Below are 14,564 nucleotides of genomic sequence, written 5' to 3'. Positions count from 1 at the left end.
TGTCAGGATGAAAGAAAAAAGGAGAAGGGATATGGATTTCACATTGCCGCTCTTGCCGAGAGAAAAAATGCTGCACTCCGGCATTACGTCTCTGACGGATACCGAGCTGCTGGCACTCTTTTTACGCACCGGCACGTCCGGGAAGAGTGTTTTTGTACTGGCGCAGCAGCTGCTTGAGCATTTTGGCTCGCTCTACGGCCTGCTCAACGCCGAGCTTGCAGAATTTAAGCATGTCGAAGGGATAGGCGTGGCTAAATTTGCCCAGCTAAAAGGGATTGCCGAGCTGTCGAGGCGCTATCACAGCGTGCGTATGCTTGAGGATAATCCCCTGATAAGCCCTGAAATGACGCGGGATTTTTTGCAGAGCCAGCTTTCTGATGTTGAGCGCGAGATCTTTATGGTGATCTTCCTCGATAACCAAAACCGGGTGCTAAAACATTGCCGTTTATTCTCGGGTACCTTGAGTCATGTGGAGGTGCATCCGCGAGAAATTGTGCGTGAAGCGATAAAAGTGAATGCAGCCGCCGTGATCCTCGCGCATAATCACCCCTCGGGTTGCGCTAAACCAAGTCAAGCCGACAAAGAGATCACTGAGCGTATCATCAAATGCTGTCAATTCATGGACATTCGTGTGCTTGACCATTTAGTTATCGGTCGGGGAGAGTATGTTTCTTTTGCCGAATATGGTTGGATTTAGACCATTTCGCGCGATCCATCGGGATCTTTGTCTGTTCGGGACTTGAGCACATCGTCGAGTCAGCGTATACTACGCCACCTTTGAGAATCTCGGGTTTGGCATTTGGGCCTGGCAATCGAGAGTTCGCTTAGAACCGCGATGACCGGGCTGTAAAGCCTGACGAGGCGCCGATACCCCATACGAAGCTCGAGCTAATTTGATTTTTGGAGAATAGACATGTCCCGAGTCTGCCAAGTTACTGGCAAGCGTCCGGTGACCGGTAACAACCGTTCCCACGCACTGAACGCGACTAAACGCCGTTTCCTGCCGAACCTGCACTCTCACCGTTTTTGGGTTGAGAGCGAGAAGCGTTTTGTCACCCTGCGTGTATCTGCTAAAGGTATGCGTGTTATTGATAAGAAAGGCATCGATACAGTTCTGTCCGAACTGCGTGCCCGTGGCGAAAAGTACTAAGTACTTAACGAGGAAATAAATCATGGCTAAAGGTATTCGTGAGAAAATCAAGCTGGTTTCTTCTGCTGGTACAGGTCACTTCTACACCACCACGAAGAACAAGCGTACTAAGCCGGAAAAACTGGAACTGAAAAAGTTCGATCCAGTTGTCCGTCAGCACGTGCTGTACAAAGAAGCTAAAATCAAATAATTTTAGTTTTCTTTGAAGAAAAACCCCGCAATCGCGGGGTTTTTTGCATTCTGTGTATCTCAATGGAGGAAACATGCCTGAATTACCTGAGGTAGAGACCAGCCGCCGTGGAATTGAGCCTCATCTGGTGGGTGCAACCATTCTTCACGCTGTCGTCCGTAACGGCCGCCTGCGCTGGCCCGTTTCCGATGAGATCCACGCTCTCAGTGATAAGCCTGTGCTCAGCGTGCAGCGTCGCGCCAAGTATCTGCTGCTGGAATTACCCGATGGCTGGATCATCATCCACCTGGGGATGTCCGGGAGCCTGCGAATTCTCACTGAAGAGTTACCCGCCGAAAAACACGACCACGTTGATCTCGTGATGAGCAACGGCAAAGTGTTGCGTTACACCGATCCTCGCCGCTTTGGCGCATGGCTATGGACCAAAGAGCTGGAAGGGCACAACGTGCTGGCCCATCTTGGCCCTGAGCCGCTCAGTTCGGATTTCAACGCCGACTACCTGAAGGCGAAGTGCGCGAAGAAGAAAACCCCGATTAAACCCTGGCTGATGGATAACAAGCTGGTGGTGGGTGTCGGTAATATTTATGCCAGTGAATCCCTGTTTGCTGCCGGGATCCATCCCGATCGGCTCGCCTCTTCGCTTTCCGATCAAGAGTGCACATTGCTGGTGAAGGTGATTAAAGCGGTCCTGCTGCGCTCGATCGAGCAAGGAGGAACCACGCTGAAGGATTTCCTGCAAAGCGACGGTAAACCGGGCTATTTTGCGCAGGAGCTGCAGGTGTATGGTCGAAAAGGGGAGCCGTGCAGAGTGTGTGGCACGCCGATAGTGGCGTCGAAACATGCGCAGCGGGCGACGTTTTACTGCCGCCAGTGCCAGAAGTGAATTATTTGAGCTTATCCATCAACGCCTGATGGACGTTCGCTGGCAGGAAGTGCGTCACATCGCCCCCGTGGCGCGCCACCTCTTTTACCAGAGACGATGAGATAAACGACCACTCTTTTGACGGCATCAGGAACACGCTTTCAAGTTCCGGCATCAGATGACGGTTCATGTGCGCCAGCTGCATTTCATATTCAAAATCGGCCACGGCGCGAAGCCCGCGAATCAGGATAGTAGCCTGCTGTGCGCGGGCGAAATTCGCCATCAGATCGCTAAAACCCACCACTTCCACATTTGGCATATGCGCAATCGCAGCGGTCGCCAGCGCGACGCGTTCATCCAGATCGAACATCGGCTTTTTACTTGGGCTGGCGGCAATGGCCAGAATCACCCGCCCGAACATGCTCGCTGCGCGGGTGATGATATCAAGATGACCGTTAGTAATCGGATCGAAGGTACCCGGATAAATCGCTTTTGTGCTCATGGCTCACACTTTCTCTGAGTAGCCGCGGTTTAAAGCCCACAGCTCGGTGTATTTGTTGAAAGTATACTGCGCATTCACCACTGCCAGTAGCCAGCCCTGTTTACCATCCAGCACGCCTGCACGCAGTATCAGCGTTTTGAGAAACGCCCCCAGCGTGTGGGCGAATATTCCGGCAATCGAGGCTTTCTTGCCGCGCTGATGACGCTCCTGCGCCCATGCGGTTGCGTAGCTGAGCTGTTTGCGCTGGAAGCTGGCAAAGTCCCGGCAGGTGAGATGGCGTAAATCGCCTGACAGCGGGATGACCTTTGCGCTCGCGCACTCCAGCGACTCGTGCACCAGATTGCTGTTGTACTGGTAGCGCTCGCGCTCATACAGGCGCATCACGCGGTCTGGATACCAGCCGCTGTGGCGCATGAAACGACCAAGGAAATAGTTTTGGCGGGCGATACTGTAAACGGCGCCAGGCTGGGGCGTCGCCAGTACGGACTGTAAAGACTGCTGAAGTTCCGGTGTGACGCGCTCGTCGGTATCGATCATCAGCACGTAGTCACCGGTGGCAAAAGATTGCGCGCGCTGGCGCTGAATGCCGTAACCCTGCCAGTCTGTATCGACAAAGACTTTCGCTCCCGCAACGCGGGCGATTTCCGTGGTGTTGTCCTCGCTGCCTGAATCGAGGAGGACAATTTCGTCGGCCCAGGCGACAGACGCCAGGCAGTCCGGAAGCAGGTCAGCGGCGTTTTTGGCGATCATTATGACCGACAGACGCGTCGACATTAGTGACTCCGCTGAGGCAGATAAGGTTGCAGAAGTTGCAGCAGACGGGTCAAGGCACCCTGGTTCTGATGCAGCACTTCGACGGCATGGCGGCCATACCACAGGCGATAATCTTCGTCGGTGAGCAGAGTAGAAACCTCTTTCACGACAGAATCCACATCCGTTACGGTAATTAAGCCGTCGGCTTGCTGCAATTTAGCGCAGATATCTTTGAAGTTAAAAATATGCGGACCCATGAGCACCGGAATCGCGTGTGCGGCCGGCTCCAGCGGGTTGTGACCGCCGCGCTCAACCAGGCTTCCGCCGACGAAGGCCAGATCGGCAATTCCGTACAGCAGCATCAGTTCGCCCATCGTATCGCCAATCACCACCTGGGTGCTGCCAGACGGGATCTCACCGCTGCTGCGCAGGGTGAAGCTAAATCCGGCTTTCTGCACCATTTCACGTGCATCTTTGAAGCGCTCCGGATGGCGAGGGACCAGAATCAGCAGGAGGTCCGGGAATTTCGCCAGCAGCTGGCGATGGGCCTGCAGGATAATCTCTTCTTCGCCGTCGTGAGTACTGGTGGCAATCCACACCTGACGACGCGGCGCCCACTGGCGACGTAACGTGACTGCGCGGGCGGCGAGTTCCGGCGTGACGGAAATATCAAATTTCAGGCTGCCGGTGACGGCGAGCTGATTGCGCTTCAGTCCAAGGGAGATAAAGCGCGCGCCATCTTCTTCGTTTTGCGCGGCGATCAGCGTGATTTTTGACAGCAGGCGGCGCATAAAGCTGCCCAGCTTGCCGTAGCCCTTCGCCGAACGCTCCGACAGACGGGCGTTCGCCACGACCAGCGGAATTTTACGGGCATGCAGGGCGGAAATCATATTTGGCCACAGTTCGGTTTCCATCACGATCACCAGCTTTGGACGCACGGTGTTGAGGAAGCGGTTCATAGCGCAGGGTAAATCATACGGCAGGTAGACGTGATGCACGTCTTTACCGAAGGCCGACATGGCGCGCTCGGAGCCGGTCGGGGTCATCGTGGTGACGGTGATAGGCAATGACGGATAGCGGTGGCGCAGGGCGCGTACCAGCGGGATCGCCGCCAGCGTCTCACCGACGGATACGGAGTGCAGTAAAATACCGTCCGGGGCGACTTTATTGCGGCAATAGCCATAACGTTCAGCCCAGCGTTTTCGATACGCAGGCGCCTTACGGCTACGAAGCAGCAGTCGCAGCCACACCAGTGGCTGAATGAGGTAAAGCAGGGCGGTATACAACAATTCCAAGCGATTATCCGTTTTTTAGTTTCGGCGGGCAAATTCTAAGCATTTAGGCGGTTTAAAGCTATCTCTTTGGCGTTTTTGCTCGTGCATTTGGCTGTGTTGCATTCATTTTCCCAAAAAAAAACGGGCAATTGCTTGCCCGTTTTGTCTCTTGCGAATTAACGCTCTGCTTCAGGGAGTGCATTCAGATGATAGGTCACCCGCTCCGACAGGCCGCGAATATCGCCGCCGGTGATAAAGAAGCTGTCGTCTTTCTGATTCGGGTTGCTCACCGAGTAGCCCAGCATTTTGTTGATCAGCGTCGCCACCTGGAAGTGGTTCAGCGGGATCTGCGGGCTAATCGCCTTCATGGAATAGGCCGGGTCGTTGCTGAAATAGAGGAACGGCACCTGAGCGATCGGCATCTCAACGACGGAGTGGCCGAACAATCCGCCATCGCCCACGCGCTCCCCGTGATCCGAGGTGATAAACACCAGCACCGGCAGTTTGGATTTCGCCATGGTAGTACGAATCGCAGAGGCCAGCTCTTTATCGTACAAACGCACGGCATCGTCGTACTCATTTTTCTTCTGTGCAACATCATCGTTCAGGCGCGGCGAAGAGAATTTGGCGAAGCCCTGAGGAATGTTGCGCTCGTAAGGAATGTGCGGCGCGCGACTGTTAAGTACCATCAGGAAGGGTTTGTTCCAGTCCAGCGTCGCTTTTTCCACTGACGGTGTGAGCACAACGTCTGCGCCGACATCAGGAGCCGGCCGGATCTGCGTGTCTTCCCACAGATCAATATCGTGGATGCCGATCCAGTTACTCAGCCCCTCCAGACCTTGCGCGGAGATGAATGCGGTCTGATAACCTTGTTTCTTCGCATTGGCAAAGATATTGGTCGATTTCGATTTATACGCGCCGTAGTTATCTGGCTCGCGCAGGTTATTCACCAGCATCGGAATGGCGACGCGCGTCGAGACGGCGTTGGAGACGATCAAACGACCAGACCCCTGATACTGCTGCATCAGCGCTTTCAGTTCCGGCGTGGTATCACGATCGTAACCCAGCGCGCTAACGTGGTGCGGGTTCAGGCTCTCGCCAATCGCCAGAATGATGGAGTATTTGCCCGCCTGGGAACCTTCTACCGGTGTAACCTGGTACGGCTCATAATGGGTGACGCTCTGGTTTTCACCGGAAAGGGCTTCCGGTATCAGGCGTATGGCGCTGAAGCTCATGGCAGACAGACCATTACGCAGCAGCGAGTGGCGGAGATCCGGGTTGAATTTATACATCTGCCCGTCGATCGCTTTGTAGAACTGGCCCGCGAACATCACCACGATAGCCAGCAGGCACGGCATTGCCAGCCATTTATGCCACTGCGGTGCCATCCGGCGGGTAAAGACCAGAGCAAACACAACCGCCACGATCATGATCGCAAAGTAGATGCCCAGCGAGCCGAGGCTGTCGGTGATCCCGCTGGCGATATCTTTCGTTTCAACGAACGCCAGCCAGACTTCGCTTGGGCCATAGAATTGACCGTAAAACTGATAGTAGACCGCTTCTGAGATCTGAACGATAAACGTCACCGCCAGCAGCAGGCGCGTGAGGAAGAATCGAGCGCTCACCGCCGCTAACAGCGAAATGATCAGATATAGCGAGATGTCCCCGGCTTTGGGTTGGTAAACGTGGTCTTTTAACAGAATGATGATTTCGGAAAGCGAAAACAGCACCAGGAAAGCCAGCGTCAACACCAGCGTGCGCAGGAGATTGCGGCGCGGTGTGAGTGATGATTGTGTAGATGTTTTAAACATGTTCAGACTCAATCTAACTCAGAACTTTTTAGTCAGCGGACGAATGGCTTTACCAAATCCAAAGCGCAGTGCGCGAACCAGTGTGGGGCGATTGTGCAATCCTTTACGCCAGATATCCTCAAACAGGGCATACCAGCGGGCGGCAACCGCTTCGCGGGAATAGACCTGCAGACGTTTATCACCCTGTTCACGCATCTGACGATACAGCTCAGGAGAATTTTTTAAGCGCATAATGGCCTCGAACGCTTCGTCCGGGGTTTTAGCGATCAGATAGTCCAGTTCAGACTCACGGATAGCGCGGTAAGAGGGCTCGTCGTCACAGACCATGACCGTTTTACCCAGCCAGTTGTTGATGAGCTTACTGGCAGGTTTGCGGGCGAGTTTGTGATCGTGCGATTTGCGGAAACTGATGCACACATCCACATCCTGGTAGTTCGTCCAGTTATCGAATGAAATGCGCAATTCGATACCTTGTTCCGCCAGACGCTGTTTGAAGTTGCCTTCGCGATACGCTTCCGGGAAGCTGTCGACGCGACCAAAGAAGGCCACGGTTTTGACGGTTTCATCCGTGCGTTCGCGAGGTTTTACACCGGGCTGTGGCCAGTACGGTACGAAAATACGATTGCTGTGACCATCGACTTCAGGGTTCTGATCCACCACGACATCAGCACCGATGACCGGCGGACGGTCGGCACGCGCTACCACGGTCACACCGCGCCACGGTTTTACGCGTGAGCCAAAGTCATCGTTATGCATCAGGTTGATGGCATCAGCCCGACACTCTGAGCCAAACGAGCACTCAATGTCATCGCCGTAATAGTGTTTCAGCGCCAGCGTCGTCTGGAAAGTCCATCCGCCGCGGCCACCACAATAAAAACGCTCAGGGATGCTGTCCGGGTTTACGCGGTTATCCAGCAATGTCTGGAAATCTGCGTAATTTTTAGCAATAAAATCAGCGCGGGAGACCGCGTGTAGTTTGAGTTTGCTCATAATGTCCGTTAGCCGAGAATTTTTTTAAGACGGAAGTAGCGACGTCCCAGACGCCAGCGTTGACGCAAGCCGCGCGCGTTTTTCCAGATCATTGACCAGATACCGCGATCGAACAGCTCCTGGGTAATCTCGCGCTTTTTCGCCTTGTCTTCGATATTGTTAATACTGTGCAGAATGCCCAAACCCTCTTTGGCGATTTGCCAGTGACAGGCCGGGACGCGCTTAACCTGTTCTGGATGGCGCTGATTAATCGCCTCCAGCATCTCCAGTATTTTCATGTAATGGCGAGATGAGCGCATCCGCGTATCGTCGGTGCCCGGCGTATGGGAAACCGACGCTGAGTGAATCAGATAATCGTAAAAGACTTCATCCACATACTGAACGCGTTTGGCGGTCAGCAGCACTTCCGTTGTCCACGGAATATCCTGATGGCGCAGACCGTGCTCGAAGGTAAACCCTTGCTCTTTGATAAAGGCATGGCGATAGATATTCAACCAGGTGACATGCAGGAATTTACGCGACTCCAGCGCCATTTGTAGCCATGTAGGGCCATCGAGAACGTCCGTGGAGGCGAGCTTATCGGATGGAAAAATCTTCTTCGACGGGCGGCCATCATCGTAAATGTAGGTGCCGTTACAGGTGGCAACGTCGAGGTTTCCGGCAAAGGCGAGCTCCAGCAGTCGCGGGTACATGCCGGGATAGATTACATCGTCGATATCCGGGAAAGCGACATACTCACCTTTCGCGACCGCAAGACCGGTATTACGGGCGGCAGAGACGCCGCCGTTGGGCTGATCGATGACCTGAAAATCGCTAAATTCACTGGCGTAGCGCGCGATAATGTCCGCAGAATTATCGGTGGAACCGTCATTCACCACGATCAATTCCAGGCTTTCCAGATTCTGTTTCTTAATGCTGTCAAAAAAAGCGCTCAGGAAAGATTCACCATTATATACGGCGACAATGAGGCTTAATTGAGGCGTTCCAGACATGCTTACTCCGTATTATTCTGCGGTGCTGCAGCGATCAGCGTATTCAACCGTAACGTGCGATGGCAATTCGACAGCCGACAGGCTAAAGAGTTCGGGTGGAAATACGTGCGCCAGTGCGGACTGGCACTGGCGCACGATATTTGTACTCAGGAGAGGGGCTCTGTGCCTTTAGTCGTACGCAGTGCGCACATCCCGATAAGCAGCCCGGTCAAGAGTAGATATTGCTCCAGATAGTGATCTTTCAGGTTGTGATCGACCATGGTTCGGGAGAAGAAACCGATAGTGAACAGCAGCAAGAACATCCCGACCATGGTATTGCCATGACGGAATTCACGCCAGCCAACGTACCAGCAGCCTGCCAGCAGAATCAGCCAGCCCGCAATCCCGGCAATCCCGTTCTGGATGCCGAATTCAATGAGACCGTAGTGGCTGTGAGGAATGTTAATGCGGTTGTCCTGGGTATCGCGGCGCAGCACGTAGCGGAACGCTTCTTTGCGCGGTCCCATTCCTGCCGGATGCTCAGCAACCAGTTTCCAGCCCTGATGGAAGAAGCTGGCGCGACAACCATTGGAATGGTTCATCGGGCGGCCCAGTTCGTTACGTGGGACGGTCCCGTTAGTCTTGTTGTAGCAGAAACTGGTGAAGGGAGCGTTCCAGCCGGTGACTGCATCGGTTTCCAGACTTTGCCAGCGAGGATCGGTTTTCCAGGATGCATAGCCCAGTAAGGCCGAGGAGGCGACAATGATGCCTAAAATCCCCGCAGTGAGTATCACCCGACTACGACGCATGCTGTGCAGGCTCAGCAGGACAAAGGTCGAGAAGAGACTGCCGACCAGGCCGATGGTGCCCCAACGCGTATCAACCAGCGCTGTGCAGATGAGGTTGCAGACCAGCATGAAGGCCAGGAACGGTGTTTTGAGGCGTAAAAAACGCTGATGCAGTAAGCCGCGCGCTAACAGTTCCGCTATCAGGAATCCAGTGATCATGTTCACCTGGAAACTCATACGCGTGCGGTTGTATACAATCCGCGTTTCGCCCCAATGGATCACACCGTCGCGCCAGTAGAGCCAGATCGTATCCAGTAAATGAATACAGACTACGCCCCAGAAAAAGAGAACGATCAGCGTGAAATAGCGTGCGGCTGAAATAGAAGGATACTGGGTTTGAATGGCCGGGATTAACACCAGACCTGCGCAGAAAAGTAATACCGGGCGCAACCATTGCCCATCCCACGTCGATACCATCTCTTTTATATCAGGCGCGACAAAAAAGCCGTTAATCAAGATATAGAAAGTTAATACCCATATCGCGATGAGAACGAACTTGATTTTGCTGACGTCAAGGTTTTTCTTCGCCGAGCTTGAGCTAAAAAAGAGACCCAGGGTCACAGCGATGATGGGATAGATCAGGCCATTGCGGTGAAAAGGAAGCTGGTCATTCGGGATTGGCCAGACAAAACACAAAGCCAGTACAGCCGGTACTAAAAGGCCCGTCAGGATGTTGCGAATATTTGTCATATTTATGGTACTGGTTAAGGATTTAGGCTTTTATACCGGTTAGTTAACAATGCTATACGATAATTCCACGGATATCCGATGGGAATAAAAGCGTGGGAAAAGTACCACAAATACCTTAACTACAGAAGGACTATGTTTGTAAGCAAGAATAATCCGTGATTTCCCGCTTAATGCTGACTTTGTGCATTCCGTTGCCGGCAATGTATATAATGCCCGTATAAGTCCGGTTACAGCCCAAACACAGGAAATGTATGCATATTGTTCACACTGAAGCAGATGGTGGCAAAGGCGGGCAGCCGCTGCGCATTATCAACGAATCATTAGGGCTTATTCATCGCGGCCATCAGGTGACCATTCTCTGCCCGGAAACAGCGCCGCTGCACGCCCTGGCCCGTGAAGCTGGGCTGACGGTAGTGACAATGCCGCTGAAGCGCAAAAATTTCAAAAATCTGCAGTTGCTGCGTCGTTGGTTGAAAGACAACCGAAAATCTATAGATGTTATCAATAGTCACAATTCTGCCGATACCTGGCTGGTGGCGCTCGCCAACCTGACTCTCTCGAATCCTGTCCCGCTGGTACGTACTCGCCATGCGTCGGGCGTTCCACGTAACAACTGGACGACCCGCTGGCTGTTTCGCAAAGCCTGCGCCCATATTGTGACCACGGGCGAGGCGCTTCGCCATCAGGTGGCTGATATTGGTGTGCCGATGGCACAGAGCACATCGGTGCCCAGTGGGGTAGATACTCAGCGTTTTCATCCTGCTGATAAACAGCAGTCCCGTGAGCATTGCGGTTTAACGCAGGATGATTTCTGGCTCGGCGTGGTTTCGCATCTGCGCCCGAACAAAGGCCACAGCGTGTTGCTGCGCGCTCTGGCGAAGATTGATAACCCGCGTATTAAACTGGCGATCGTCGGTGAGGGGCCACACAAGGCGACGCTGGAGCAGGAAATCACCGCGTTGGGGTTGCAGCAGCGCGTGCTCATGGCCGGGCATCGCAGCGACCCGGAGCGCTGGTTCCCGGCATTTGATATTGCCCTTAGCCCATCGCACGATATGGAAGGGGTGCCGCAGGGAGTATTGCAGTCGCTGGCCTCACGTATCGCGACCATAGCCACCGATGCGGGTGGTACAGCGGATGCGGTGATCGACGGCAAAACGGGATTATTGATTGCTCAGCGTGATGAGTCTGCGCTACAAGGGGCGATTGAGAAACTGTATAACGACGCGTCTCTTCGCGAGACGCTGGCGCAGCAGGGATATGACTACCTGTGCGCCCATTTTACGCGCGAATGCATGCTGGATGCGATGGAGAAGGTTTTTTCCGATGCCGCTCAGCGCAGCAAATCGTGATAGAGCGACTGTAGCTCTTTCGCCATTCTCTCAAGGGTGTAAGGTTCAGCAGTGGCACGCGCCGCTGCTGAATAGTCCCGCCCGAGTTCTCGCCCTTTAAGCCATTCGCCGACGACCTGTTGATAGCCGTTACTGTCGAGGGCATCACGTACCCAGCCGTTAACGCCCTCTTCGATCCACTCCGCCGCACCGCAGCCGTGGCTGGTCATTAGCGGCAGACCGCAGGCCAGCGCTTCGACGCAGACATTCGGGAACGGATCGTAAAGGGTCGGCAGGATCAGCGCATCGGCGGTGCCGTATACCTGGCGAACATCGGCCACCGGTCCCAGAAAACGTACGCGGGATACCACACCGAGGGTCTGAGCCAGCTTTTCGAATTTACGGGCATGTTTATCGCGCCCGGCGATCACCAGCCAGACGTCAGGATGCGGCGCAATGGCCCGCAAGGCGGTAGCCACTCCTTTGCGACTGAAGCCGGACCCGACATACGCCAGCACAGGCGCATGACGTGGAATGCCCCACGCATCACGCTGGGACAGCGCGCGCACGTCGGGCGAGAAATGTTGGGTATCGACGCCGTTATAAATCACCGTCAATTTATCGTCCGGCAACGCAAAGCGGTGGGCAATATCGTCGCGCACCATCTTCGAGTTGCAAATTACTTTGTGCAGCTGCGGATGGGTAAACATCTGCGTTTCTGCCTGCAAAATATAGCGATGATAGCGGCTCAGGGACTGCGCCCAGCGCGCCAGCGGCGACAAAATGCGACTGTATTGCTCAAGCCAGGTGGCGTGAACACCATCGCCCGCGCGGAAAATCGTCGCGCCCGGAATGCGCTCATGGCTCTGCACGATATCGAATTGCGCAAACTGGGCGGCGGCAGCGTCAGCAAAGCCGGATTCGCGGGTCAGACGGTTACGAAACGGCGGGTTTACCGTCAGCGTGTTCCAGCCGGCAGCGTCTTCCCACTGGCGGGCAATCAGCGTCACATCCAGCGCCGTATTCTGCGCCAGTACGTTCAGCGCGCGGGAGACAAAACGCTCCGCGCCGCCGTTGGGGTTATAGGTTTGTCGGACGATCGCCAGTTTCATGCCGGAGAGTCCAGCAGCAGCGTATCGATGGCGCTCAGGACCTGCTGAGGCGTAATCGCCGTAATGCAGTCCGACACGCCGCCATCGCCACAACCTGCTTTGCCACACGGCTGGCAGGTCATTCCGGCGGTGATGACGCGATAGTTCACGCCCCACGGCGCCCATTTGATCGCCCCCGTCGGGCCGAAAATCGCCACGGTTGGCGTGCCGACGGCGCTCGCGAGGTGCATCGGCATTGAGTCGACGCCGAAGTAGATCCGCGCGTGTTTCATCAGGGCGCCCAACTCTTTCAGATTCAGCTGCCCGCTTAAATCAAACACCGGTTGTCTGAGCGCAGCCCGCAGCTCATCCATATAGGCCGACTCCTCTTTCGACGGTGCAGCCGAGAGGATAATCGGCAGCCCGCGCGAGGCGAGGTTGTCGATGGTGGCCGCCAGCTTTTTGATATCCCAGGCTTTGAACATCCAGCGGGAGGTCGGGTGCACCAGAATATAGGATTTGCTGGCAAGGCCAAAACCGGCCAGTTTTTCCGCGATTGAGGCTTCCGCCGCGTCGCCTGGCACAAACAGCGTATGTTTATCGTCATCGTTTTGCGGGTGAATCCCGATCCGACGCAGGGCGTCGAGGTTCACCTCCACCATGTGACGGCTGTTGTCCTGAATCGCCGGATACAGCGTGGTGAAGGATTTCACCCAGCGACGACGCGCCAGCCCGCTGCGTTTCTCCGGCTTAAAGCCCACGGAGACGCGCGGTTTCAGACGACGCGCCAGACGCGCGCCGTGCCAGTGTTCGGTGAGGTTAATCAGCACGTCGTAGTGGCGCGCCTTCAGCGTTTTGAGCAGCGCACGGTACAGGCGGAGCTGGGCAAACCACCCCTGCTTGCGCCAGTTGCGGCCAATGGTATGCACCTGGTCAATATACGGATGGCTGGTGAGCATCGCCTGGGTATCGTCATACACCAGGGCATCGACTTCCACGTCCGGCCAGTTTTTTTTCAATACGGTAAAGACCGGTGAGGTCAGCAGGACGTCACCGTGGTGACGCAGCTTAATGATCAGCACGCGTTTTGGCGGACGCTCCGCTGAGAAAAAATCAGACATAGGCTCTCTCTGCTGCCAGCAAAGGCTCTAATTGCGCAAAAACCGCAGCGGCGCTGAGGTCGCTCAGCTGCAATGAATGTTCCGGGCGGCAGATAGTTTGATTTTTTCCGTAGCCGCCGATAAGGCCCGGATCGGTTGGGCCGTAAAGCGTAATATTAGGACGATCGAGTGCCGCCGTCAGGTGACTTAGCCCCGTATCCACAGAAACCACCGCGATCGCCCCCGCCAGCTGTTGTGCGACGCCATCGAGTTTCATGTGTGGCAGAACCTCGACGTAATCAAACCCTTCCGCCAGCCGTTTGGCCCGCGCCTCTTCGTGTGGCGCGCCCCACGGGAGTTTTATCCGTAAGCCTGTGTGGCCGAGCAGCCCGATCAGTTCCCGCCAGTGAGATTCTGGCCAGTGCTTGTCGTCGCGCGTTGTGGCGTGGAGGAAAATCAGGTAGGGCTGAGCGTCATGCGGCGATCCCGTTAAGAAGTGCTGCGAGATAGCGTAATCGCCCTGGATTTCAGGCTTGGCGTAGCCGAGGCTTTTAGCGAACAGCTCGCGCGTGCGCTCAACGGCGTGCTGCTGTTTAGCGATGGCGTGGCGGCGGTTGTAGAACAGGCTCGCCAGCGGTTCGCGGGCGCTGTGCCAGTCCATACCGTGTTTGACGCCATGCGCCAGGCGCGTCACCAGTGCGGCGCTTTTAACCAGGCCCTGGGCGTCGATGATTGCATCGTAGCGCTGGGCCTGCACCGCCTCGCGAAAGGCTTTGCGTTCAGCTTTAATCGGTGCGGAGAACCAGGCTTTGCGCCAGCGGCGAATCGCCACCGGGATAACGCGGTCTACCGCCTCGTGCCAGGTGGGGATTTGCGCGAAGCCCTCTTCCACCACCCAGTCAAAACGAATACCGGGGATGGCGCGCATCGCGTCCGTCAGAGACGGCAGCGTGTGCAGGACATCGCCCATAGAAGAGGTTTTCACGATCAAGACCCGCATT

At 55.2% G+C, this 14,564-nt stretch carries 15 protein-coding genes; 5 read left to right on the top strand and 10 right to left on the bottom strand.

The window, feature by feature from the left end:
• Positions 1-31 precede the first annotated feature (31 nt).
• The 4 genes from radC to mutM all read left to right on the top strand — a co-directional run bounded on the left by radC (position 32) and on the right by mutM (position 2,223).
• Positions 32-697 carry a RadC family protein gene (radC, locus tag OVA10_RS05515; RefSeq protein ID WP_102105072.1) on the top strand — a complete coding sequence of 222 codons (666 nt, stop codon included), beginning with the start codon at positions 32-34 and terminating at the stop codon, positions 695-697.
• 216 nt (positions 698-913) lie between these two features.
• A complete protein-coding gene (gene rpmB, locus OVA10_RS05510) occupies positions 914-1,150 on the top strand; it encodes a 50S ribosomal protein L28 (RefSeq protein ID WP_002436699.1) in 237 nt (78 codons plus the stop codon).
• A 22-nt stretch (positions 1,151-1,172) separates the two neighbouring features.
• Positions 1,173-1,340, top strand: a complete 168-nt coding sequence (gene rpmG, locus OVA10_RS05505; protein WP_003024094.1) for a 50S ribosomal protein L33 — start codon at positions 1,173-1,175, stop codon at positions 1,338-1,340.
• A 73-nt stretch (positions 1,341-1,413) separates the two neighbouring features.
• Positions 1,414-2,223, top strand: a complete 810-nt coding sequence (gene mutM, locus OVA10_RS05500; RefSeq protein WP_102105071.1) for a bifunctional DNA-formamidopyrimidine glycosylase/DNA-(apurinic or apyrimidinic site) lyase — start codon at positions 1,414-1,416, stop codon at positions 2,221-2,223.
• A gap of 1 nt (position 2,224) precedes the next feature.
• Here the strand turns inward: mutM and coaD are convergent, their stop codons facing one another.
• The 7 genes from coaD to OVA10_RS05465 form a co-directional block, all read right to left on the bottom strand.
• Positions 2,225-2,704, bottom strand: a complete 480-nt coding sequence (gene coaD, locus OVA10_RS05495; protein ID WP_268195557.1) for a pantetheine-phosphate adenylyltransferase — start codon at positions 2,702-2,704, stop codon at positions 2,225-2,227.
• 3 nt (positions 2,705-2,707) lie between these two features.
• A complete protein-coding gene (locus OVA10_RS05490) occupies positions 2,708-3,478 on the bottom strand; it encodes a glycosyltransferase family 2 protein (RefSeq protein WP_268195556.1) in 771 nt (256 codons plus the stop codon).
• Positions 3,478-4,752: a lipid IV(A) 3-deoxy-D-manno-octulosonic acid transferase gene (gene waaA, locus OVA10_RS05485; protein ID WP_100778195.1), complete on the bottom strand. Its 1,275-nt coding sequence runs from the start codon at positions 4,750-4,752 to the stop codon at positions 3,478-3,480. The genes OVA10_RS05490 and waaA overlap by 1 nt, the downstream gene beginning before the upstream one ends.
• A gap of 155 nt (positions 4,753-4,907) precedes the next feature.
• Positions 4,908-6,542 carry a sulfatase-like hydrolase/transferase gene (locus OVA10_RS05480; RefSeq protein ID WP_100778194.1) on the bottom strand — a complete coding sequence of 545 codons (1,635 nt, stop codon included), beginning with the start codon at positions 6,540-6,542 and terminating at the stop codon, positions 4,908-4,910.
• A gap of 18 nt (positions 6,543-6,560) precedes the next feature.
• Complete coding sequence (locus tag OVA10_RS05475; protein WP_100778193.1) at positions 6,561-7,532, bottom strand: glycosyltransferase; 972 nt, start codon at positions 7,530-7,532, stop codon at positions 6,561-6,563.
• Between the two features lie 8 nt (positions 7,533-7,540).
• Positions 7,541-8,524 (bottom strand): glycosyltransferase, encoded by a 984-nt coding sequence (locus tag OVA10_RS05470; protein ID WP_142503664.1) that lies wholly within the window; start codon positions 8,522-8,524, stop codon positions 7,541-7,543.
• 146 nt (positions 8,525-8,670) lie between these two features.
• Positions 8,671-10,041 carry an O-antigen ligase family protein gene (locus tag OVA10_RS05465; protein WP_181827112.1) on the bottom strand — a complete coding sequence of 457 codons (1,371 nt, stop codon included), beginning with the start codon at positions 10,039-10,041 and terminating at the stop codon, positions 8,671-8,673.
• Positions 10,042-10,292: 251 nt separating this feature from the next.
• On the opposite strand from OVA10_RS05465, the gene OVA10_RS05460 reads away from it, so the two are divergent.
• Positions 10,293-11,393 (top strand): glycosyltransferase family 4 protein, encoded by a 1,101-nt coding sequence (locus OVA10_RS05460; protein WP_181827113.1) that lies wholly within the window; start codon positions 10,293-10,295, stop codon positions 11,391-11,393.
• On the opposite strand, the gene OVA10_RS05455 is transcribed toward OVA10_RS05460, so the two are convergent.
• Genes OVA10_RS05455 through rfaC form a run of 3 tightly spaced genes read right to left on the bottom strand, consistent with a single transcriptional unit; the run spans position 11,375 to position 14,563 of the window.
• Complete coding sequence (locus OVA10_RS05455) at positions 11,375-12,484, bottom strand: glycosyltransferase family 4 protein (RefSeq protein WP_268195555.1); 1,110 nt, start codon at positions 12,482-12,484, stop codon at positions 11,375-11,377. The two genes, OVA10_RS05460 and OVA10_RS05455, sit on opposite strands and share 19 nt — an antisense overlap.
• Entirely contained in the window at positions 12,481-13,584 is a 1,104-nt protein-coding gene (gene rfaQ / locus OVA10_RS05450) for a putative lipopolysaccharide heptosyltransferase III (RefSeq protein ID WP_100778189.1), read from the bottom strand. Before rfaQ ends, OVA10_RS05455 begins: the two co-directional genes overlap by 4 nt.
• On the bottom strand, positions 13,577-14,563 hold the full coding sequence (gene rfaC / locus OVA10_RS05445; RefSeq protein WP_268195554.1) for a lipopolysaccharide heptosyltransferase RfaC: 987 nt from the start codon (positions 14,561-14,563) through the stop codon (positions 13,577-13,579). Before rfaC ends, rfaQ begins: the two co-directional genes overlap by 8 nt.
• Position 14,564 lies beyond the last annotated feature (1 nt).

The sequence above is a fragment of the Lelliottia sp. SL45 genome, assembly GCF_026672535.1.
GTDB lineage: Bacteria > Pseudomonadota > Gammaproteobacteria > Enterobacterales > Enterobacteriaceae > Enterobacter > Enterobacter nimipressuralis.
The sequence above is the reverse complement of the archived record's forward strand: the minus strand, read 5'-3'. Positions and strand labels throughout refer to the sequence as shown.